The following is a 20,152-nucleotide window of genomic DNA, read 5'->3' as shown; positions in this document are numbered from 1 at the left end:
GGACGCTGTCATGGACAAACCCTCTCCCTTCCAGGCCGGCGTCAACGGACGCTGCCCGGCTTGCGGAGAGGGCGCCATGTTCGACGGACTTCTCAAATTGGCGCCGCGCTGTGATGTGTGCGGCGCCGATTTTGAATCCGCCGATGTCGGCGACGGGGCCTCGGTCTTCGTCCTCTTCATCGTCGGATTTCTGGCAGTCGTGCTCTACCTGCTGATGGAAGTGGCCTTCCGCCCGCCCTGGTGGGGACACATGCTGGTCCAGCTGCCTTTCATTCCGCTGGCCTCGATCGCTTTCCTGCGACCCATCAAGGGCCTGCTCTTCGCCCTGCAATACCGCCACGACGCCCAGGAAGCCCGCTTGGACGACTAGGCGTCAGCGCCCCGAAGGACGTCATCTTGCGCTTCAGACCGCATCTCTGGCTCACCGTCTTCGCTGTTCCGGCGCTGGCCCTGCTGCTTTGGCTCGGCCAATGGCAGGTGGCGCGGATGAACTGGAAAGCGGACCGCATTGCCGCCTTCGAGACCCGGTCCACCATTTCCGGCTTTCCCGCGGCTGTCTGCGGCCGGGGTGGGGCCGGCTTTTCTCCTCGCATTGAAGCGCCCATGCCGCTGTCCGGCGACACGCTGCGCTACTACACGCTTCGAGAACAGGCTGGCTGGGTCCGCCTGGGCGTGATCTCGGTCCCGGCCTGTGGCGGGCAGGGCGCCCCGCACCTGCTTCTGGTGGAGACGGCTTTCGAGCCGTTCCAAGGGCAGGACCGGGTGGCGCCCCAGGCCTGGCGGCTGGAGCCCCTTCCCGCACCCGGCCTGTTCAGCGCGTCAAACGATCCGGAAACCAATCAGTGGTATCAGTTCGATACGGCCGCGATGGCGCAGGCACTCGATGTCGACCCGGACCGGGTGCTGGATGTCTGGGCTGTGGCGGACAATGGATTGCCGGCGGTTCTGTCCCAGACACCGCCCTCGCGCCATTTCGGCTATGCGCTGACCTGGTACGGGCTGGCTCTGGCACTGATCGGTGTCTACCTGGCCCTTCACATCGGTCAGGGACGATTGAAACTGGGCGGGTCAAACCGTTCTGAATGATGTAGAGAAGGTGGCCTCGAAGCCGCCCGGACAGGAGTGTTGAATCGGTGGCAGTCTGGCGCGAAACCGCTTGGGACGAGACCCTGACGGGGCAGGGGGTGCGTTTGCGCGCGCCCCGGATCGAGGATTACGAGGCCTGGGCCAAGCTGCGCAGTGCGTCGCGTGCCCACACCGAGCCCTGGGAACCGGCCTGGACAGCCGATGAATTGTCCAAGGGCGCCTTCCGCCGCCGTATCGAGCGCTATGACGCCGACCGCAATGCCGGCACCGGCTATCCCTTCTTCGTGACGCGCCTGCGGGATGATGTTCTTCTGGGCGCGTGCAATCTCAACAATGTCCGGCGCGGCGTGCTGCAAAGCGCCGATATCGGCTACTGGATCGGCACGCCCTATGTCCGCAAGGGCTTCACCCGCGCGGCGGTCCGCCGGGTTGTCGCCTTTGCCTTCGACGAGCTGCGCCTGCACCGGATCGAAGCCGCCTGCCAGCCGAACAACATGGCGTCCCGGACGCTGCTGGAGGGCGTTGGCTTCAGCCATGAGGGCCTGTCGCGCTCCTATCTCAATATCGCCGGCGAATGGCGCGACCATGAGCGCTACGCCATGATCTCCACTGATCCGCGCCTATGACCCAGGCCGATTACGAAGCCGGTGTCCGGGCCGCGGGGGCTGTCGCCTTTGCCTATGATGCTGTCGCCGATGCCTTGGTGCTGACCGGCGATGCCCGCGCTTTCGGTTTTTCCGACACCCGGCTGGACTGGGACGGTTTCCTGGCCCGTCTGGGGCCCGCCGACCAGGCCCGGCTGGACCGCGCGCTCGGCACGGCCCGCATTGATCTGCGCATCCGGCTGATCGGCGAAGAGGGACGCCTCTCCTATGTCCGCCTGCTGGGCCAGCGTGTCAGTGAGACCCGCATTGAGGGTCTGATGACGCCGGCCGGCTCCAGTGCCATGCATGCCGACCGGATCAGCGAGGAACACGCGCTGGCCCAGGGTGTGTCCAACGGGGATGTGCTGGCCTGGTTCCAACCCATCATCGCCCTGGACACCGGCGCCCTGGCCGGCTTTGAAGCCCTGGCCCGCTGGGACCGGCCCGAACTGGGCGTGATCGGACCGGATGACTTCCTCGACATGGCGGATGATCTGGATCTGCTCGAGCGGATATCAGACTGTGTCCGCGAACATGCCGTGACCGAGCTGTCGGCCTGGCGCACCGCCCATGCGCCGGCCGCGAATGTCTTCGTGTCGGCCAATGCCAATGTCAGCGAGCTGATCGATCCGGCTTTCTGCGACGCGCTGATCCAGCGGGTCCAGGCCGCCAAACTGCCGGCCGGCCAGTTCAAGCTGGAGATTGCCGAGACTGAGATCATGCGCGATCCGGAACGGGCGGCCGCTTCGATGGCCCGCCTGTCCGAGGCCGGTATTGCCCTGGCCCTCGATGATTTCGGCACCGGCTATTCCTCGCTGGCGCGGCTCGACATGCTGCCCTTCGACATCGTCAAGATCGACCGCTATTTCATCCGCGCCATGACGGCCGATGAAAGCGCCGGAACCGTGGTGAAATCGGTCATCCAGCTGGCGACCCATTTCGGCATGAAAGTCGTTGCCGAAGGCGTGGAGACCGATGAGGCCGCGCAACGCCTGGCGGAAATGGGCTGCCATTTCGCCCAGGGCTTCCGCTATGCCGGGGCGCTGTCGCCGGAAGCCGCCGGTCAGGCCATTCGCAATGGCATTGCAGGACGTTTCGCGGCGCCCGCCGGCTAGCGATTGCGCAGGCGCTTGATCGTGCCGGAGAAGTTCAGGCAGGTCTCGCCCTCACACGTCACCACGCCGCGCACGAAGATCAGCGAGCCGCCGGCCCGCAGGACCTCACCGCGCGCTTCCACCCGCTGGCCGATCCGGGCCCCGGCGATGAATTCCGTGTTCATGCTGACGGTGACGCCATAGGAATCGCCCAGCGCTTCCTGGGCGAAGCCGAACAGGCAGAAATCCGCAAACGTCATGAAACAGCCGCCATGGACCGAATCCATCCCGTTGACCTGGTGGGGCTGGACGCGGAAGGCGCAGACTACGCCCTCATCCGTCTCGGTCATGTAGAAGGGGCCGGCAGCCAGTTCGAACGGGTCTTCGGGCCAATGTTTCCAGCCGGCGAATTCGCCGCTGTCCATGATGTGTGCGGGCATGGGAGGACCTTGGTTTTCGTGTGGGTCTTCGGGAGGCGGGATGTCGGTCCGGTCAGGCGTGACCGGCAAGAACCGACAGGTGTTCCGGTGTTACGCCCAGCTGGTCAAGGGCTCGTTCCCATTTCGCACTGTTCAGCGTGTCGAAAATCAGGCCCGGTTCCGGATCGGTGACGAGCCAGGCATTGGCGGCCAGTTCGTCTTCCAATTGCCCGCCACCCCAGCCGGCATAGCCCAGCGCGACCAGGCTGTGCCGCGGCGGGCGGGGCGAGGCGATGGCCTCCAGCACATCCTTCGTTGCCGTCAGGCAGAGCCCCGGCCCGATGGGCAGGGTGGACTCCGCCGTGTTGAAATCGGGGGTATGGACGACAAAGCCCCGGTCCCGGTCGACCGGTCCGCCCAGCAGGACCGGCAGGTCCGCGGCATCCTGCGCGCCGTCGATTTCCAGCTGTTCCAGCAATTCAGGCAGGTTCAGGCCGTCAATCGGCTTGTTGAGGACGATTCCCATTGCGTGTTCGGCGGAATGATCGCACATCAGGATCACCGAGCGGTCGAAGCGGGGATCGCCAATGCTGGGGGTGGCCACGAGAAGTTTGCCGGCCAGGAAGCTGTCATCCACATCTTTGGGGCTGTCGGACTGCATAAGATGCATGTTCGCCCCAAACAGGGGATGCGTCCAGCCATCTTCCCGCTATCTTGCCGTGTAGTCTTACGATCAAATCCATTGGAGGAGAAAACAGATGACCCTTTCGGTTGGTGACCGCCTTCCCGAGGCCACATTCATGACGATGACGGCCGACGGGCCGAACAAGGTGAGCACGGATGACGTGTTCAAGGGCAAGACTGTCGCCCTGTTTGCCGTTCCGGGCGCCTTCACGCCGACCTGCTCGGCCAAGCACCTGCCGGGCTTTGTCGAGAAGGCCGACGAGATCAAGGCCAAGGGCGTGGACACGATCGCCTGCGTCTCCGTCAACGATGTCTTCGTGATGGATGCCTGGGGCAAGTCCCAGAATGCCGGCGATGATGTCGTCATGCTGGCCGACGGCAATGGCGATTTCGCCCAGGCGATCGGCCTGGTGATGGACGGAACCGGTTTCGGCATGGGCACGCGCTCCCAGCGCTTCTCCATGATCGTCAAGGACGGCGTCGTCTCGGAACTCAATGTTGAGGCCCCGGGCGAGTTCAAGGTGTCGTCCGCCGACCATATTCTGGGTCAGCTCTGACCCGGATCCTGTCCCGGGAGCCTGCGGGCTCCCGGACCCAACAAAAACGAAAAGGAGGGTTCGCATGGACTTTGGATTGATCGGGATTGGTGTCCTCTTCCTGCTGGCGCTGTTCATCATTGCGTCTGTGGTTAAAACGGTACCCCAGGGGCGGGAATTCACGGTCGAGCGCTTCGGGCGCTTCACGCGGACCCTCAAGCCGGGGCTTCACTTCCTGACGCCTTTCGTCGACAGCGTCGGCTACAAGATGAACATGCGCGAGCGCGTGCTCGACGTGCCCAACCAGGACGTCATCACACGGGATAATGCGACCGTGTCGGTCGACGCCGTGGTCTTCATCCAGGTGCTGGATGCGCCGCGCGCGGCCTATGAGGTCGACAATCTGGAATTCGCCATCATCAATCTGGCCCTGACCAATGTGCGGACCGTGATCGGTGCCATGGACCTGGATGAAACCCTGTCCAAGCGTGACGAGATCAATGCCCGCCTTCTGGGCGTCATCGATGCCGCGACCAATCCCTGGGGCGTGAAGGTGACCCGGATCGAGATCCGCGACCTGTCCCCGCCGGTGGACATCACCGAAGCCATGGCGCGCCAGATGAAGGCGGAACGCCTGAAGCGGGCCGAGATCCTCGAAGCGGAAGGTTCCAAACAGTCGGCCATCCTGCGCGCCGAGGGTGAAAAGGAAGCCGCCATCCGCGAGGCCGAAGGCCGCAAGGAAAGTGCCTTCCTGGACGCAGAAGCCCGCGAACGCGAAGCCGAGGCCGAGGCCAAGGCGACCCAGATGGTGTCCGATGCCATCGCCAAGGGTGACGTGTCGGCGATCAACTACTTCCTGGGCCAGAAATATGTCGAAGCCTTCGGCAAGCTGGCGACCAGCGAGCAGCAGCGGACCGTGATCATCCCGGCCGAATTCTCGAACATCATCGGAACGATCACCGGTGTCGGCGAACTGGGCAAGGCCGCCCATGACGCCGTCAGTGAGGCCACCCGCAACAAGTCCTAGGGCTCTGTGCATCGCAAGGAGATAAGTGATGGATATTCTCTCTGACATTTTCGGCCGCATGAATATGTGGGCCTGGTGGGCGATCGCCGGACTCATCCTGATCGCCGAAGTTCTCACCGGGACGAGCTATCTGCTCTGGCCGGCGGCAGCGGCCTTCCTGACCGGCTTTGTCGCGATGGAGATGTTCGGCATCAGCTGGCCGGTCCAGCTCGGCGTGTTCGCCGTGCTGACCCTGCCCTTGTTGTGGATCGGGGATCGCTGGGTCCGTCCGGCGCTGAAGCTGGGTGCCGATAGTGGGCTCAATGACCGCTCCTCGCGCATGATCGGGGAACGCGTCACCGTGGTCGCCGATTTTGCCTCCGGTCGCGGCCGGGTTCGCTATGGCGATACGGAATGGGCGGCGGAAAGCGAAGACGGCAGCGATGTCGCCAGTGGCCAGACCTGCACCGTGAAAGCGGTCAAGGGCGTGGTTCTGGTCGTTGCCTGACGATACTTGGGACGGACCGGCCCCGCAGGGCGGGTCCGTCTTCGCCGGTCCTGTCCGGCCCCTGCATATCTAATGACAGTGATAGGTCGTATTTTACGAAATCTGGAAGCCAGCTGGAAATATGCCGGGTCTAGATACGCGCTCGCTTTTGCATTCCAACCTCAAGTGAGCGTCATGAAAAAACAATTCGTCTCTGCCCTCGTCTTCTCCGCTATCCTGGCACCGGCTGCCCTGACGGCTCCGGCCGCCGCTCTCACCACGCCGGACCGTGAAGCCGTCGAGCTGATCGCCCCGGAATATCCGCGTGGCGCCGAACGCCGCGGCATTGAGGGCACGGTGCGTGTCGAATACTCGATCGCCGCGACCGGTGAAGTCGTGAATGCCCGCGTTGTTGAAGCTGATCCGGCTGGCGTATTCGATCGCGCCGCCCTGGCCGCCATCGAGAGCTGGCGCTATGCCCCGGCTGCGGACCAGACCGATGGTCACTCGCGCGAGCTGGAATTCCGCCTGTCCAACTAGGCCGTCCGACCCTGTCGGGGTCCGGCTGAATAGAAGAGCTGCGCCCATTCGGGTGCAGCTCTTTTTTTGCGCCCGTCTGGATGCGTGATGATACCGGCGCGTTTAGAGGGAAGTAATTGCATTTGTGCATACTTGCACTCGAGAAACACGGACACCTAAGACGTCTACGTCACCGGGAGCGCGAATGACGAGTTTTCGCGAAGACAAACGGATCGGCGCCCTTCGGCGTTTGGATTTGCTGGATACTGAAGTCGATGCCGGCTTTGACGCACTGGTCGAATTGGCCGCTGCGGTCACCGGCGCATCGATGGCGGCGATCTCTCTCGTCGATGAAGACCGGCAATGGTTCAAGGCACGATCCGGTCTGGCCTTCCGTGAAACGCCCCGGGACGGGGCCATCTGCCCGCATGTGCTCGAGCAGGACGGCCTGTTCAGCGTGGCGGATGCCCGCGAGGACAGGCGCTTCGCATCCAGTCCCCTGGTCACGGGTGATCCGCATATTCGCGGTTATGCCGGGCTGCCCATCCGGGAACCCGGTGGTGAACCGATCGGCACATTGTGTGTCATGGACCCGGCCCCCCTGACGCTCCAGGAAGGCAGCAAAGACCAGCTGCAGCAGATCGTTCGCCTGGTGGAAGACCGGATCGCGTCCGACTTCGCGATAGCCCAGGGCCGTGCCGCGAACGCCATCCTGGACGAGATCGCCTGGGAGCATGGCGACTACCTGACCGACCCGGACCTGATGGACACGGCGTTCAATCGCCTGCTCGGGCTTTTGCTGGGCATCACCGGTGCCGGCATGGGCTTCATCGGTGAGGTCCGCGATGACGAGCAGGGCCGATTGGTGCGGGCCGCACTGTTTGCGGAAAATGCCGAAGCCGAACGGAGCTACGAGTCCTACGGTTTCAATCCCGATGAGTCTCTCGAATTCCGGGGCGATGGGTCCTTGGCCGGATATGCGGCCTTGAACAATCAGCGTATTTTCTGCAATTCGCCCGCGACCAACCCGCTGGCCCGGCCCATGCCGAACGGGGAATTCGTCGACAATTTCGCCGGCATCCCGGTGCGTTGCCTCGGAGAGGTTGTCGCCATGGTGTCACTGGCCAATCGCGAGGGCGGCTTCAGCGACCGATTGCTCGATTCCTGTGCGCCTCTCTTGCAGGTCATCGGTGATCTCAATCATGCCCAGCGGGCTGCCCAGGCGCGGTCGGAAGTCCAGCAGCGTCTGGCACGGTCCGAGCGCCGTTTCCAACTGGCCTTGAGCGGGGTTTCCGCCGGCATCTGGGAAATCGACCTCGCGGCCGGCACGCTGTTCACCTCTGACCGGTTGCTGGACATTCTGGGTGCGCAGACCAGCGAAGGCGATGCGCGTGGCAAGTATGCCGAGAATGGTGTCGAATTGCTGCTCAGCCGGGTTCATGAAAATGACCGCGACCGGGTGGAAATCGGTCTCAACCGGGCCTGGACGAATGGCACGCCCTTCGAGATGTCCTATCGCTATCGCCACGGGGACGGCCACTTCATCCACCTCTTCGTGCGCGGGCATACGCAATATGACGCCGACGGTGTCCCAATCCGAATGGCCGGTTCGGCCGAGGATATCAGCGAGCGCATGGCACTCATCGAAGCCGAAGAGCGCGTCCGGGCCCGCCTGGAGGCGGTGACCGAACTCGGCGGGATCGGCAGCTGGGAATACAGTTTCCGCAGTGACACGCTTGAATGGGACGCGATCACGCGCCGTATCTTCGGCGTGTCCGAAGACTTCCTGCCGACGGCTGAGGAAGCGGCGGCCTTCTTCGAACCGTCGGTCTATGTCCGGCTCCTTCGCCACATCAAGCGGTCCGTCGGGCGTCAGACCACCTGGGATCTGGAGCTTCCGATCAAGACGCGAACCGGTCGTACAAGCTGGGTCCGCGCCGTCGGGAAGACGGTGTTCCGGCACGGGCGTCCCCACAAGCTTTTGGGGTCGTTGGAAGATATTTCAGAGCGCAAGCTGCGCGAGGAGCAGATGGCGGCCCTGTCCACGCGTCTGGGCGTGGCCATGAATGCCTCGGGTGTCGGGGCGTGGGAGTATAATCTGGACACCCACAAACACTGGTGGGATGAGGGCTCCATGCGCCTGTTCGGCCAGGAGGGAAGTCAGACCTCCGACTCGCTCGATGTCTGGCGTGATGGTGTCCATCCCGATGATCGCGAGGCTGTGGCCGATCTGGTGACGGCCGCCCTGAAGGAGCGATCGGAATACCGGTCCGAATACCGGATTGTCCGTCCGGACGGTGAAATCCGGCATGTGCGCTCCCACGGTGTGTTCCGCGAGCGGCTGGACGGGACGACCGTCGTGTCGGGCGTCAATATCGATATTTCCCAGGATGTGCTGACCCAGGTCGAGCTGGACCGGCGCCGGGCCGAGGCCGAGGCGGCCAATGCCGCCAAATCCCAGTTCCTGGCGAATATGAGCCATGAGATCCGCACTCCGCTCAACGGGGTTCTGGGCATGGCGCAGATCCTGAAAATGACCGGGCTGGACGCCAAGCAATCCCATTATGTCGAAACGCTCCAGGCCTCCGGCCGGGCGCTGCTCGATCTGATCGAGGACGTGCTGGACATTTCCAAGATCGAGTCCGGCATGACGGTTTTCGAGAGCGAGGCGTTTGACCTGTTCGACCTGGTCAGTGGTGCCGCCGAAGTCGTCCGCCCGATCGCCGAGGGCAAGGGGCTGGCGCTTGCGCTGGAGCTGGACCGGGGTCTGCCGCCCCTGGTGCTCGGAGACAGCAAGCGTATACGCCAGGTCCTGATCAACATGATCGGCAATGCGGCGAAGTTCACCGATAGCGGTTCGGTCCGTGTCCGCGTGAATCCGGCCGCGGGCGAGCAGATCCGCTTCGAGGTCATCGACACGGGGCCTGGTATTCCGCAAGATCGCCAGAAGCAGGTTTTCGACCGGTTTGCCCAAGTGGACAATTCCGCCACGCGCCGGCATGGCGGAACCGGTCTGGGGCTGACCATCTGCCGCGAGATCGTGGAGCGGTGCGGCGGGCGGATCGGCGTCGAGAGCGAACCGGGCTCCGGTGCCTGTTTCTGGTTCGAGCTTCCCCTGCCGGAAACCGATTCCCTGTCGGCCGGTGAGGGTGAGACCGTCCCGGCCAGCCTGCCGGCACCATCGCGGGGCGGCCGTGTCCTGGTGGTGGACGATGTCGAGACCAATCGCATGGTCGCCGCAGCGCTGGTCAGCAAGGCCGGCTATGAGGTTGAAATGGCCTCCAACGGGCAGGAGGCCCTGGACACCCTGGAGGCGGCCCATTTCGATGCGGTCTTCATGGACATCCAGATGCCGGTCATGTCCGGTGAAGACGCCATCGCCGTCATCCGCGACAGCCGGAAACCCTATGCGGACCTGCCGATCTATGCCGTGACGGCGGATGCCACGGCGGGTGCGCGGGAACGCTATCTGGAAATGGGGGCCACAGGCTATCTGGCCAAGCCGCTCGATCTGGCAGCGGTGCAGTCGGCGCTGGACTCGGCCCTGGACGAGCGCAAACGCGCCTAGCGCGCTTCGGCAAGCCCTTCGCGGGCCAGTTCATCGGCCCGCTCATTGCCGGGGTCGCCGGCATGGCCCTTCACCCAGCGCCACTCGATCGAGTGCTGGCGGACCAGTTCGTCCAGATGCTGCCAGAGATCGACATTCTTGACCGGCTTCTTGTCGGCGGTTTTCCAGCCGCGCTTCTTCCAGCCATGAATCCACTTGGTGATGCCGTCGCGCAGATAGACGCTGTCGGTGATCAGGATGATGTCCTTGTCCGACCGTTTCAGCGCTTCGAGCGCCTTGATCGCGGCCATCATTTCCATGCGGTTATTGGTGGTTTCCGGCTCGCCGCCCTTGAGTTCCTTGCGGTGGCCATTCCACTCCAGAATGGCGCCCCATCCGCCCGGTCCGGGATTTCCCGAACAGGCGCCGTCGGTATGAATGATGATCTGGGTCACGCGATAATGTCGTCCAAGGGGATGTTCTGGGCCTTGTAGAAGGTCAGCCGGTCAAAGTAGCCGCGTTGTAGCCGGATCAGTCCGTCGACGACATGAAAGAACCCACATCCGCGCAGTCCGTTCGGATCGGTCCATTCCAGGATCGCCCAATCCCCGTCCTCGAACAGGTTCTCGACATTGCAGACCATGGTCGCACGGGCGAACTCCGTCTCGAACAGGCGGCGGATATTGTCGCGGCCTTCCAGCGGCGCGTAGGCCGTTTGATGATTGACGGCATCGGGGTGATAGAGCGCGGCGAGCGCGTCCACATCGGCGGCATTGAAGGCCTTCACCCAGGTATCGACCACGGATTTGGGGGAGGGGGACATCAGGCACCTTCGGGATATTTTTCGGCCATGTCGGCCAGTCCGGCTCGGATCAGTTCTTCCAGCACGGCCAAGTCCACATCGGTCAGCTTGTTGATGTAGAGACAGGATTTGCCCAGCTTGTGCTTGCCCAGGCGGGTCAGTATCTCGCTGAAATCCGTGTAGCCGGGCAGGATGTAGACCACGAGATTGGCCTTGCGCGCGGAAAACCCGGTGCGCATGAAATCGCCTTCGCGACCACTCTCATAGGTGTAGTGATACTGGCCGAAACCGACGATGGACGGCCCCCACATGCGCGCGTCCCAGCCGGTGATGCGGCGCATCAGGTCCAGCAGGACCGCGGCATCCTCACGGCGTACGGGATGATCGATCCCGGCGATGTAATCGTCCGGAGACACCGTCGTCGGCTGGGTCTTGTTTTGCGCTTTGGCCATCCTGCCTCACTCGGCCGTCCGACCCGGAACAGTCCGGTCTCAGGCGACGGCGCGGGGAAGCTTAAACACGATGTCTTCCTCGGTCACCCGGACATCTTCCTGCGTGACGTCGAACCGCGCCTCGAAGGCCTCGATCACGCCCTGGACGAGATCTTCCGGGGCTGAAGCACCGGCCGTGACGCCGACAGAGCTGACATCGCCGAGCGAGTCCCAGTCGACATCCGCCGCGCAGGACACCAGCTGGGCCCGCGGCGCGCCGGCGCGCAGGGCGACCTCCACCAGCCGGACCGAGTTGGATGAATTGGGCGCCCCGATCACGAAGACGATGTCGCAATGTGGAGCCAGTGCCTTCACGGCGGCCTGGCGATTGGTGGTCGCGTAACAAATGTCTTCCTTGTGAGGGGCTTTCATATTGGGAAAGCGCGCCTGCAGGACATCGACAATGGCCGACGTGTCGTCCACGGACAGGGTGGTCTGTGTCACGAAGGCGAGGCGGTCGGGATCCTTGGGCTGGAAGGTTTCCGCGTCATCGATCGTCTCGATCAGCGTCATCGTGCCGTCGGGCAATTGCCCCATCGTGCCGATCACTTCCGGGTGGCCGGCATGGCCGATCAGAAGGATTTCATCGCCATTGTCTTCGTGGCGCTGGGCCTCGACATGGACCTTGGACACCAGCGGACAGGTGGCATCGACATAGATCATGTTGCGGCGTTCGGCTTCGGCGGGCACCTGTTTGGGCACGCCATGGGCGGAAAACACGACCGGCCGGTCATCCGGGCACTGGTCCAGTTCTTCCACGAAGACCGCCCCCATCGCTTCCAGGCGTTCCACGACATGGCGGTTGTGCACGATTTCATGGCGCACATAGACCGGCGCACCGAAACGCTCCAGGGCCCGCTCCACGATCTGGATGGCGCGGTCCACACCGGCGCAGAAGCCGCGTGGCGCGGCGAGCCGGATTGTCAGTTGGGGGCGGGTCGAAGACATGCTCGCGGAATCTCCTTCAGCGATGACGTTGCGGAAGCCGCACACGCATCGTATGACCGTCCTAACAAAGTGCCCGGCCGCTATCCAGTGGCGGGGTCCGTTCCCAGGACAGGTAGTGCACAATGTTTTCCAGTTCCGTGCGTTCTTTCGCCGCTCTCGCCTTCGCTGCGGGTCTGCTTTCCGGTTGCCAGTCGGTGTCCAGTGTTCTGGAGTCGCCGGAACCGAATGCGGGACCGTGCCCGTCAGCCCTGTCGCTGTACGACGCGCACCGCCTGGTCGAGATTGATGGCGAAGTGGCGTACGAGAATGTCGGCTTCACCGGCGAGATTCTCGCCGTGCGCTCCCTGTGCAGCTATTATGGCGAACGCCCGATCCTGGCGAATTTGGAACTCGACATGGGTTTCGGCCGCGGACCGGCCGCCAATGGCCAGTCGCGGACCTATGAGTATTTCGTGGCGGTCACCCGCCGCGACTCGGCCGTGATCCACAAGGAAGTCTTCCCGATCACGGTGCGTTTCGACGAGGGCGAGGATCGCGTCTATCTGACCGAGACCATTGATGCGATCTCCATTCCGCGGGCTGACGAAACCACGTCGGGCCTGAACTTCGAGATCATTGTCGGCTTCGAGCTGACGCCTGAACAGATTGCCTTCAACCGTTCCGGACAGCGCTTCCGCGTGGCGGCCGGCCAGGACTAGACACATGCCTTCAATTGCCGATCAGCTCAGCGCCGCGCTGGGCGACGCGTTTGCTTCCCTCGAGCTTCCGCGCGAGCTGGGCCGTGTCACCCCGTCCAAGCAGAACCCGGAAGTCTTTCCCTTCCAGTGCAATGGCGCCATGCCGGCGGCCAAGCAGGCGAAGACCAATCCGCGGGAGCTGGCCGGCAAGCTGGTCGAGTTCCTGCACGGCCTGCCGCAAATCGGCGCGGCCGAGATCGCCGGCCCGGGCTTCATCAATCTGCGCCCGGCCGAGCACCTCTATTCCGAACGCGCCGCCGAGATCGCAGCCGATGAGCGGGCCGGTGCGGACGTGGTGGAGACGCCGCGCAAGGTGATGATCGATTTCGGTGGGCCGAACGTGGCCAAGCCGATGCATGTCGGCCATCTGCGCTCCTCCGTTCTGGGTGACAGCCTGCAGCGGCTTTTCCGCTTCCGGGGCGATGAGGTCGTCTCCGATATCCATCTCGGCGATTGGGGCCTGCAAATGGGCCATCTCATCACCGAGCTGGAAGACGAGCAGCCGGATCTTCCCTATTTCGACGCCGCCATCACGGACGGCTATCCGTCCGAGCCGCCGGTCGATATCGAAGACCTCGCGCGGCTTTACCCGCAGGCTTCGGCCAAGGCCAAGTCGGATGAAGCCCGTCTGGAACGGTCCCGCGCCGCGACGGCCGAGCTTCAGGCCGGACGCCCGGGCTATCGTGCCTTGCTCAAGCATTTCATCGACGTGTCCGTGGCCGCCCTGAAAAAGGATTTCGGGGCGCTGGGCGTGCATTTCGACCTGTGGAAGGGCGAAAGCGATGCCGATCCGCTCATCCCCGGCCTGGTCGAGGACTTCAAGGCGCGCGGTGTCGCCGAGGAAAGCGATGGCGCCTGGGTCGTGCGTGTCGCCCGCGAGGGTGACAAGAAGGAGCTGGCACCGCTCATCCTGGTCTCCAAGACCGGGGCGGCGCTCTATGGCACGACCGACCTGGCCACCATTCTGGACCGCAAGCAGACCATCGGCCCGGACCTGACGCTCTATGTCGTCGACCTGGCCCAGTCGGACCATTTCGAACAGGTCTTCCGCGCCGCCGAGAAGGCCGGCCTGGCTGCCGAGGGCGCGCTGGAGCATGTGAAATTCGGGACGGTGAACGGCAAGGATGGCAAGCGCCTGCGCACGCGTGATGGCGGCACTTTCCGTCTCGCTGACCTGATCTCCAGCGCCATCCAGCGGGCCGACGAACGCCTGAAAGAGGCCGGTCTGGCGGCCGATGTCGGCGCCGAGGAACATGACCGGGTCGCCCGCATGGTGGGGCTCGCCGCGATCAAATTCGCCGATCTGCAGAATTACCGGACCACGAATTACGTCTTCGATCTGGACCGTTTCACCAGTTTCGAAGGCAAGACCGGTCCTTACCTCCTCTACGCCGCCGTCCGGGTGAAATCCCTGATGCGCCGGGCCGAGGAGGCCGGTGTGAAGCCGGGTTCGATCCAGGCCGATGCCGCCGAGGAGCGCGATCTGGTCCTGTCGCTGGACGCCTTCGGTGCCGCGCTGGACCAGGCCTGCGAAAACCGGGCGCCGAACACCATCTGCGACCACGCCTTCACGCTGGCTCAGGCCTTCTCGAAATTCTATTCGGCCTGCCCGATCCTGTCGGCTGAGGATGATGTGGTGAAAGCCTCGCGTCTGGCCCTGGCCCAGGCCACGCTGAAACAGCTGGAGCTTTGCCTCCACCTGCTCGGGATGGAAGCGCCGGAGCGGATGTAGGGTGACCTCCCCGGTTCAGGGGAAGCGGATTTGGCGAAACCGGGCTATGCTCCCTTCTTGAACGGGAGGGATGATCATGATTGCCAGCCTGATTGCCGGACTTGCCCTGACAGCAACCGCCACGGATTTTCCCGGAAATCCGGATCAGTATTCGGAATGGATGCAGCACGCCTGCCAGATCCAGCAGGTTGGCTATAATGGCGGCGGAGTACCGGCCGACTATGTTGAATTCTGTTCCTGCCTGGATGGCCATCTTCAGGAAACGTCCAGTGAACCGGTCTATCGCGTCTTTGCACTGGGTTCCCAAGGCTCGCTCCAGGATCAGTCCATGATCGAGGATTGGGAAGGGGCACGGGATACCGCTGCCGCCGAGGCAGGAGCCATGGCGCCGGAGGTTCAGGGGCAGTTCGCGAGCCTGCTCCAGGGCGCTCTGGGTCATTGTTTCGCTCTGTCGCCGTCGGCAAATTAACCGCCCTGCGAGATTGACTCTTGGGGCCGGAATCATAGAGTCCGCTGCAATTGCGAAACGGGCTCATTTCCGTGGCTGCAGGACCAAACTCCCCGCGGGAGAGACCGGCAAATAACGCCGGCGCCGAAGGCGCAACCGCCCCGGAAACGCTCAGGCCAAAGGACCGCGGGAGAGATAAACGCTGGAAAGTGGACGGGTTTTGCCCGTCCCACCGACGGAGCAAGCGCATCCTGCCGTGGATCGGACGGCATACGGGATAGTCGCGGAATCTCTCAGGTTATCGGGACAGCGGGGGCCAGGCTTGCACACCCGATCGGGTTTGCGGGACCGCCCCCAACGCTAGGACCCGATGAATGACCGACACGCTTCTCAAAACTCCGCTCCACGCCCTTCATGTCGAACTGGGCGGCAAAATGGTGCCCTTCGCCGGCTATGACATGCCGGTGCAATACCCGCTGGGGATCATGGGTGAGCACAAGCAGACCCGTGAAAAGGCCGGTCTGTTCGATGTCTCGCATATGGGCCAGGCCCGCTATGAAGGCGATGAAGCCGCCCTGGAAGCCCTGATCACGGCGGATCTTTCCGCCCTCAATTCCGGCGAACAGAAATATACGCTCCTGCTCAACGAAAAGGGCGGTATCCGCGACGACCTCATGGTGTCGCGCCCTTGGGGTGAGCACCTTTTCCTGGTCGTGAATGCGGCCACCAAGGACAATGATTTCGCCCATATCGAAGCCGCCACCGCCGGCAAGGGCAAGCTGGTCCGTCTGGACGACCGCGCGCTGCTGGCGCTGCAGGGGCCGGCGGCCAAGGATGTGATGGCGCGCCTCTGCCCGTCCGCCTGCGAGATGATCTTCATGCAATGCGGCACGTTCGAACTGGACGGTGTCGAGGTTTACATGTCCCGCTCCGGCTATACCGGCGAGGACGGGTTCGAGATTTCCATTCCGGCTGACAAGGCCGACCAGATCGCCCGTCTCCTGCTGGCGCAGGACGAGGTGGAGGCCATCGGCCTGGGCGCGCGCGACAGCCTGCGTCTCGAAGCCGGTCTTTGCCTCTATGGCCATGACATGGATGAGAACCGCACGCCGGTCGAAGCCTCGCTGATCTGGGCGCTGGCGCGGACGCGCCGTGACCGGGGCGACTTCCCGGGCGCCGCCGTGATCGCGCAGCAGATCGAGGACAAGACCTGCCAGAAGCGGGTCGGCCTGAAACTGACCGGCGCCCCGGCCCGTGAAGGTGCCGAGATCGCGGACAAGGACGGAAACATCATCGGCACCGTGACCTCCGGCGGCTTCGGCCCGACCGTGAACGGCCCGGTCGCCATGGGCTATATCGACCGCGGCTTCCTGGAACCGGGCACCGAGGTCGACGTTCTGGTCCGGGGCAAGGCCCGGCCGGCCACCATCACCAAACTGCCGTTCGTTCCGGCAAATTTCTATCGCGGCTAACTCCAATACAGGGGCAGGAGTACTCTTATGACCACGCGCTATACCGAAGATCATGAATGGATCACCGTCGAGGGCGACATCGCCACCGTCGGCATCACCGCTTACGCCGCCGGCCAGCTCGGCGATGTCGTCTTCGTCGAGCTTCCCGAAGTCGGCAAAACCCTCGCCAAGGGCGACGAGTTCGCGGTCGTTGAATCCGTGAAAGCCGCTTCCGAGGTCTATGCCCCGGTCGATGGCGAGATCACCGCCATCAATGACAGCCTCGAGGGCGAGCCCGCCACGGTCAATGAAGACCCGTCCGGCGCCGGCTGGTTCGTGAAGATCAAACTGTCCGACGCCTCCCAGCTCGACGGTCTGATGGACGAAGCCGCCTACAACGCACACACCGCATAAGGCTGAACCGCATGCGTTACCTCCCCCATACACAGACCGACCGGAAGGCGATGCTCGACACGATCGGTGTCGCTTCCATCGATGAGCTGTTCACCGATGTGCCCGAAGCGGCACGGCTGGACGGTCTGATCGACCTTCCCACCAAGCAGAGCGAGCTGCAGGTTGAACGCAGCCTCTCGGCTCTGGCCGCTCAGAACATCTCGGCCGGCCAGGCACCCTTCTTCGTGGGGGCGGGCGCTTACAAGCACCATGTGCCGGCGACGGTGGATCATCTGATCCAGCGGTCCGAATTCCTGACGGCCTACACGCCCTACCAGCCGGAAATCTCCCAGGGCACGTTGCAGACCCTGTTCGAATTCCAGACCCAGGTCGCGCTCCTGACCGGCATGGATGTCGCGAATGCCTCCATGTATGACGGCTCCACGGCCTGCGCCGAAGCCGTCATGATGGCGGCCCGCGTCACCCGCCGGAACAAGGCGATCATGGCCGGCGGCGTGCACCCGCACTATGTCGAAGCCTCCAAAACGCTGGCCAAATATTCCGACGTCGAGATCGCTGTCACCGATCCGGGCAAGGCGGACCTGTCCGAACTGATCGCCGCGATTGATGACGAGACCGCCTGCGTCGTCGTGCAGACCCCCGACGTGTTCGGCCGCCTGCATGATCTGCGCGAGATCTCGAAGGTCGCCCATGAGAAGGGCGCCCTGGTCATTGCCGCCTTCACCGAATGCGTCTCTCTCGGCCTCGTCGAGAGCCCGGGTGCCATGGGCGCGGACATCGCGGTGGGCGAGGGCCAGTCGATCGGCGTCGGCCTGAATTTCGGGGGCCCTTATGTCGGCCTCTTCGCCTGCAAGGATGACCGTCGCTTCATCCGCCAGATGCCGGGCCGTCTGGCCGGCGAGACCGTCGATGCCGATGGCCGCCGCGGCTATGTGCTCACCCTGTCGACGCGCGAACAACATATCCGTCGCGACAAGGCGACCTCGAACATCTGCACCAATTCCGGTCTGTGCTCGCTGGCCTGGACCATCCACATGACCCTGCTCGGCGAGACCGGGATCAAGACGCTGGCCCGTCTCAATCACGAGACCGCCTGCGATCTGGCCGATCTGCTGGAAACCGTGCCGGGTGTCCGCCTGGTCAATTCCAGCTTCTTCAACGAGTTCACCATCGAACTGCCGAAGAATGCTGATGAGGTCGTCAATGATCTGGCGCGCCATGGCGTGCTGGGCGGGGTGCCCGCCAGCCGTCTCTTCCCGGGCCAGTTCGAGAATTATCTGATCGTCGCCGCCACCGAGACCAACACGCCGGAAGACCTCGCCGTCTTCGCCAAGGCGCTGGCAGGAGTGCTGTAAGATGGGCATGAACACACAAGGCCGTCCCACCCGCATGGCCGAAAATATCGCCACCGGCGGTTATGCCGACACCGTCTCCGGATCCCGCGGCCTGGAACAGGCCGAACCGCTCATCTTCGAGCGGGGCAATCTGGAACATTGTGGCGTCGACCTCCCGGAACCGAAGAACAGCCAGACGCGTCTGGGCGGCCTCGACCGTCAGGGCCAGATCGGCCTGCCGGGTCTCGCCGAGCCCGAGACCATGCGCCATTATGTGCGCCTGTCCCGCAAGAATTACGCGATCGATCTGGGGCTCTATCCGCTGGGTTCGTGCACGATGAAGCACAATCCGCGTCTCAATGAGAAGATCGCGCGCCTGCCGGGCTTTGCCGATATCCACCCGATGCAGCCGGCTTCCACCGTCCAGGGCGCCTATGCCCTGATGGGCGAGCTGGCCCATTGGCTGATGACGCTGACCAACATGCCCGCCGTCGCCCTGTCGCCGAAAGCCGGCGCCCATGGCGAGTTCTGCGGCATGATGGCGATCCGCGCCAAGCTGGACGCCGACGGCCAGACCAACCGCCGCCGTGTCCTGGTGCCGGAAAGTGCCCACGGCACCAATCCGGCCACCGCCGTCCAGTGCGGCTTCACCGTTGACGAGATCCCCGCTGACGCGACGGGCCGGGTCGACATGGAGGCTTTCAAGGCCAAGCTGGGCGATGATGTCGCCGGGATCATGCTGACCAATCCGAACACCTGTGGCCTGTTCGAGCGGGATATCCGCGAGATCGCCGACCTGATCCATGAGGCGGGCGGTTATTTCTACTGCGACGGCGCCAATTTCAACGCCATTGTCGGCCGGGTCCGTCCGGGCGATCTCGGTGTCGATGCCATGCACATCAATCTGCACAAGACCTTCTCCACCCCGCATGGCGGCGGTGGTCCGGGTTCCGGCCCGACGGTCCTGTCCGATGCGCTCGCGCCCTTCGCGCCGGTGCCCTATGTGGCGCAGACGGAGAAGGGGAGCTGGCATCTGGTCGAGCATGAGAGCGAAGCCGAGGGCGAGCCCTTTGGCCGCATGGCCGCTTTCCATGGCCAGATGGGCATGTTCACCCGCGCCCTGACCTACATGATGAGCCATGGTTCGGATGGTCTGAAACAGGTCGCTGATGATGCGGTCCTGAATGCCAACTACATCCAGGCCCGTCTCAAACATGTCATGACCCAGGCCTTTGACGGCTATTGCATGCACGAAGCCTTGTTCGACGATCGCTTCCTCAAGGATACCGGCGTCTCCACCCTCGATTTCGCCAAGGCGATGATCGATGAGGGCTATCACCCGATGACCATGTATTTCCCGCTGGTCGTCCATGGTGCCATGCTGATCGAGCCGACCGAGACGGAGAGCAAGGGCGGCCTGGACCGCTTCACCGAAGTCCTCGAAGCGCTCGCCCTGGCGGCCAAGTCCGGCGAGAAGGACCGCTTCCTCGCGGCTCCGGTCCACGCCCCGACCAAACGCCTCGACGAAACCCGCGCCGCCCGCCAGCCCGTCCTGCGCTGGACCCCGTCCAGCGACGACCTGGAAGCCGCGGAATAGGATTTTCCCGATCCGACAGAAGAGGGCGCTCCAACCGGAGCGCCCTTTTTCTTTGGTGCTTTCTGCCCCCGCTTGCGGGGGACTGAGGCGCCGAAGGCCGAAGCGGAGCTTCGGGACGAAGAGGACGCCCGCCTCGGGCGGGCGTGGATCGTGCCAGCCTCAACCCCCTCCTTCTC

At 63.8% G+C, this 20,152-nt stretch carries 22 protein-coding genes and 1 riboswitch; of the genes, 16 read left to right on the top strand and 6 right to left on the bottom strand.

Annotated elements, in window-relative coordinates:
• The first annotated feature begins 10 nt into the window (after positions 1–10).
• From FCS99_RS08825 to FCS99_RS08810, 4 genes are read left to right on the top strand one after another with little or no spacing between them, the layout of a single operon-like run.
• Positions 11–370 (top strand): DUF983 domain-containing protein, encoded by a 360-nt coding sequence (locus FCS99_RS08825; protein WP_138511709.1) that lies wholly within the window; start codon positions 11–13, stop codon positions 368–370.
• Positions 371–396: 26 nt separating this feature from the next.
• Complete coding sequence (locus FCS99_RS08820) at positions 397–1,086, top strand: SURF1 family protein (protein ID WP_138511708.1); 690 nt, start codon at positions 397–399, stop codon at positions 1,084–1,086.
• Between the two features lie 47 nt (positions 1,087–1,133).
• Positions 1,134–1,712, top strand: coding sequence for a GNAT family N-acetyltransferase (locus FCS99_RS08815; protein ID WP_138511707.1), 579 nt, complete (start codon positions 1,134–1,136; stop codon positions 1,710–1,712).
• Positions 1,709–2,845, top strand: coding sequence for an EAL domain-containing protein (locus FCS99_RS08810; protein ID WP_138511706.1), 1,137 nt, complete (start codon positions 1,709–1,711; stop codon positions 2,843–2,845). The genes FCS99_RS08815 and FCS99_RS08810 overlap by 4 nt, the downstream gene beginning before the upstream one ends.
• Here FCS99_RS08810 and FCS99_RS08805 read toward each other — a convergent pair.
• Together FCS99_RS08805 and FCS99_RS08800 are read right to left on the bottom strand one after the other, a co-directional pair.
• Positions 2,842–3,264 carry a PaaI family thioesterase gene (locus FCS99_RS08805; protein ID WP_138511705.1) on the bottom strand — a complete coding sequence of 141 codons (423 nt, stop codon included), beginning with the start codon at positions 3,262–3,264 and terminating at the stop codon, positions 2,842–2,844. The two genes, FCS99_RS08810 and FCS99_RS08805, sit on opposite strands and share 4 nt — an antisense overlap.
• Before the next feature lie 52 nt (positions 3,265–3,316).
• Positions 3,317–3,904: a YqgE/AlgH family protein gene (locus FCS99_RS08800; protein WP_138511758.1), complete on the bottom strand. Its 588-nt coding sequence runs from the start codon at positions 3,902–3,904 to the stop codon at positions 3,317–3,319.
• A gap of 97 nt (positions 3,905–4,001) precedes the next feature.
• On the opposite strand from FCS99_RS08800, the gene FCS99_RS08795 reads away from it, so the two are divergent.
• The 5 genes from FCS99_RS08795 to FCS99_RS08775 all read left to right on the top strand — a co-directional run bounded on the left by FCS99_RS08795 (position 4,002) and on the right by FCS99_RS08775 (position 10,043).
• Complete coding sequence (locus tag FCS99_RS08795) at positions 4,002–4,484, top strand: peroxiredoxin (protein WP_138511704.1); 483 nt, start codon at positions 4,002–4,004, stop codon at positions 4,482–4,484.
• Positions 4,485–4,548: 64 nt separating this feature from the next.
• Complete coding sequence (locus tag FCS99_RS08790) at positions 4,549–5,490, top strand: SPFH domain-containing protein (protein WP_138511703.1); 942 nt, start codon at positions 4,549–4,551, stop codon at positions 5,488–5,490.
• Between the two features lie 28 nt (positions 5,491–5,518).
• On the top strand, positions 5,519–5,977 hold the full coding sequence (locus FCS99_RS08785) for an NfeD family protein (RefSeq protein ID WP_138511702.1): 459 nt from the start codon (positions 5,519–5,521) through the stop codon (positions 5,975–5,977).
• 174 nt (positions 5,978–6,151) lie between these two features.
• On the top strand, positions 6,152–6,496 hold the full coding sequence (locus FCS99_RS08780; RefSeq protein ID WP_138511701.1) for an energy transducer TonB: 345 nt from the start codon (positions 6,152–6,154) through the stop codon (positions 6,494–6,496).
• A 184-nt stretch (positions 6,497–6,680) separates the two neighbouring features.
• On the top strand, positions 6,681–10,043 hold the full coding sequence (locus tag FCS99_RS08775) for a PAS domain-containing protein (protein ID WP_138511700.1): 3,363 nt from the start codon (positions 6,681–6,683) through the stop codon (positions 10,041–10,043).
• Here the strand turns inward: FCS99_RS08775 and rnhA are convergent.
• From rnhA to ispH, 4 genes are read right to left on the bottom strand one after another with little or no spacing between them, the layout of a single operon-like run.
• Entirely contained in the window at positions 10,040–10,477 is a 438-nt protein-coding gene (rnhA, locus tag FCS99_RS08770) for a ribonuclease HI (RefSeq protein WP_138511699.1), read from the bottom strand. The two genes, FCS99_RS08775 and rnhA, sit on opposite strands and share 4 nt — an antisense overlap.
• Positions 10,474–10,845 carry a nuclear transport factor 2 family protein gene (locus FCS99_RS08765; protein WP_138511698.1) on the bottom strand — a complete coding sequence of 124 codons (372 nt, stop codon included), beginning with the start codon at positions 10,843–10,845 and terminating at the stop codon, positions 10,474–10,476. The genes rnhA and FCS99_RS08765 overlap by 4 nt, the downstream gene beginning before the upstream one ends.
• Positions 10,845–11,276, bottom strand: a complete 432-nt coding sequence (locus tag FCS99_RS08760; RefSeq protein ID WP_138511697.1) for a DUF1801 domain-containing protein — start codon at positions 11,274–11,276, stop codon at positions 10,845–10,847. The genes FCS99_RS08765 and FCS99_RS08760 overlap by 1 nt, the downstream gene beginning before the upstream one ends.
• A 39-nt stretch (positions 11,277–11,315) precedes the next feature.
• Positions 11,316–12,263, bottom strand: coding sequence for a 4-hydroxy-3-methylbut-2-enyl diphosphate reductase (gene ispH / locus FCS99_RS08755; protein ID WP_138511696.1), 948 nt, complete (start codon positions 12,261–12,263; stop codon positions 11,316–11,318).
• Between the two features lie 122 nt (positions 12,264–12,385).
• Between ispH and FCS99_RS08750 the strand changes: the two genes are divergently transcribed.
• The 7 genes from FCS99_RS08750 (at position 12,386) to gcvPB (ending at position 19,976) form a co-directional block, all read left to right on the top strand.
• Positions 12,386–12,961, top strand: a complete 576-nt coding sequence (locus FCS99_RS08750; protein WP_138511695.1) for a hypothetical protein — start codon at positions 12,386–12,388, stop codon at positions 12,959–12,961.
• Between the two features lie 4 nt (positions 12,962–12,965).
• Complete coding sequence (argS, locus tag FCS99_RS08745; RefSeq protein WP_138511694.1) at positions 12,966–14,732, top strand: arginine--tRNA ligase; 1,767 nt, start codon at positions 12,966–12,968, stop codon at positions 14,730–14,732.
• Between the two features lie 76 nt (positions 14,733–14,808).
• Positions 14,809–15,201 (top strand): hypothetical protein, encoded by a 393-nt coding sequence (locus FCS99_RS08740; RefSeq protein WP_138511693.1) that lies wholly within the window; start codon positions 14,809–14,811, stop codon positions 15,199–15,201.
• 85 nt (positions 15,202–15,286) lie between these two features.
• Positions 15,287–15,377, top strand: a riboswitch (glycine riboswitch).
• A 177-nt stretch (positions 15,378–15,554) separates the two neighbouring features.
• Positions 15,555–16,652 carry a glycine cleavage system aminomethyltransferase GcvT gene (gene gcvT / locus FCS99_RS08735; protein ID WP_138511692.1) on the top strand — a complete coding sequence of 366 codons (1,098 nt, stop codon included), beginning with the start codon at positions 15,555–15,557 and terminating at the stop codon, positions 16,650–16,652.
• Between the two features lie 27 nt (positions 16,653–16,679).
• Positions 16,680–17,045: a glycine cleavage system protein GcvH gene (gene gcvH, locus FCS99_RS08730; protein WP_138511691.1), complete on the top strand. Its 366-nt coding sequence runs from the start codon at positions 16,680–16,682 to the stop codon at positions 17,043–17,045.
• A gap of 11 nt (positions 17,046–17,056) precedes the next feature.
• Positions 17,057–18,400 carry an aminomethyl-transferring glycine dehydrogenase subunit GcvPA gene (gene gcvPA, locus FCS99_RS08725; RefSeq protein ID WP_138511690.1) on the top strand — a complete coding sequence of 448 codons (1,344 nt, stop codon included), beginning with the start codon at positions 17,057–17,059 and terminating at the stop codon, positions 18,398–18,400.
• A gap of 1 nt (position 18,401) precedes the next feature.
• Positions 18,402–19,976, top strand: a complete 1,575-nt coding sequence (gene gcvPB / locus FCS99_RS08720; protein ID WP_138511689.1) for an aminomethyl-transferring glycine dehydrogenase subunit GcvPB — start codon at positions 18,402–18,404, stop codon at positions 19,974–19,976.
• The last annotated feature ends 176 nt before the right edge of the window (positions 19,977–20,152 follow it).

This window comes from Maricaulis alexandrii (assembly GCF_005871165.1).
GTDB classification, from domain to species: domain Bacteria; phylum Pseudomonadota; class Alphaproteobacteria; order Caulobacterales; family Maricaulaceae; genus Maricaulis; species Maricaulis alexandrii.
The sequence above is the reverse complement of the archived record's forward strand: the minus strand, read 5'-3'. Positions and strand labels throughout refer to the sequence as shown.

Bases quoted from the DNA above. Each gene is read 5' to 3' on its own strand.
- FCS99_RS08775 (WP_138511700.1), top strand. From the start codon at position 6,681: ATGACGAGTTTTCGCGAAGACAAACGGATCGGCGCCCTTCGGCGTTTG.
- FCS99_RS08780 (WP_138511701.1), top strand. From the start codon at position 6,152: ATGAAAAAACAATTCGTCTCTGCCCTCGTCTTCTCCGCTATCCTGGCA.
- FCS99_RS08805 (WP_138511705.1), bottom strand. From the start codon at position 3,264: ATGCCCGCACACATCATGGACAGCGGCGAATTCGCCGGCTGGAAACAT.
- FCS99_RS08790 (WP_138511703.1), top strand. From the start codon at position 4,549: ATGGACTTTGGATTGATCGGGATTGGTGTCCTCTTCCTGCTGGCGCTG.
- FCS99_RS08765 (WP_138511698.1), bottom strand. From the start codon at position 10,845: ATGTCCCCCTCCCCCAAATCCGTGGTCGATACCTGGGTGAAGGCCTTC.
- FCS99_RS08795 (WP_138511704.1), top strand. From the start codon at position 4,002: ATGACCCTTTCGGTTGGTGACCGCCTTCCCGAGGCCACATTCATGACG.
- FCS99_RS08760 (WP_138511697.1), bottom strand. From the start codon at position 11,276: ATGGCCAAAGCGCAAAACAAGACCCAGCCGACGACGGTGTCTCCGGAC.
- gcvPB (WP_138511689.1), top strand. From the start codon at position 18,402: ATGGGCATGAACACACAAGGCCGTCCCACCCGCATGGCCGAAAATATC.
- FCS99_RS08750 (WP_138511695.1), top strand. From the start codon at position 12,386: ATGTTTTCCAGTTCCGTGCGTTCTTTCGCCGCTCTCGCCTTCGCTGCG.
- gcvPA (WP_138511690.1), top strand. From the start codon at position 17,057: ATGCGTTACCTCCCCCATACACAGACCGACCGGAAGGCGATGCTCGAC.
- ispH (WP_138511696.1), bottom strand. From the start codon at position 12,263: ATGTCTTCGACCCGCCCCCAACTGACAATCCGGCTCGCCGCGCCACGC.
- FCS99_RS08740 (WP_138511693.1), top strand. From the start codon at position 14,809: ATGATTGCCAGCCTGATTGCCGGACTTGCCCTGACAGCAACCGCCACG.
- FCS99_RS08785 (WP_138511702.1), top strand. From the start codon at position 5,519: ATGGATATTCTCTCTGACATTTTCGGCCGCATGAATATGTGGGCCTGG.
- argS (WP_138511694.1), top strand. From the start codon at position 12,966: ATGCCTTCAATTGCCGATCAGCTCAGCGCCGCGCTGGGCGACGCGTTT.
- FCS99_RS08800 (WP_138511758.1), bottom strand. From the start codon at position 3,904: ATGCAGTCCGACAGCCCCAAAGATGTGGATGACAGCTTCCTGGCCGGC.
- gcvT (WP_138511692.1), top strand. From the start codon at position 15,555: ATGACCGACACGCTTCTCAAAACTCCGCTCCACGCCCTTCATGTCGAA.
- FCS99_RS08825 (WP_138511709.1), top strand. From the start codon at position 11: ATGGACAAACCCTCTCCCTTCCAGGCCGGCGTCAACGGACGCTGCCCG.
- FCS99_RS08810 (WP_138511706.1), top strand. From the start codon at position 1,709: ATGACCCAGGCCGATTACGAAGCCGGTGTCCGGGCCGCGGGGGCTGTC.
- gcvH (WP_138511691.1), top strand. From the start codon at position 16,680: ATGACCACGCGCTATACCGAAGATCATGAATGGATCACCGTCGAGGGC.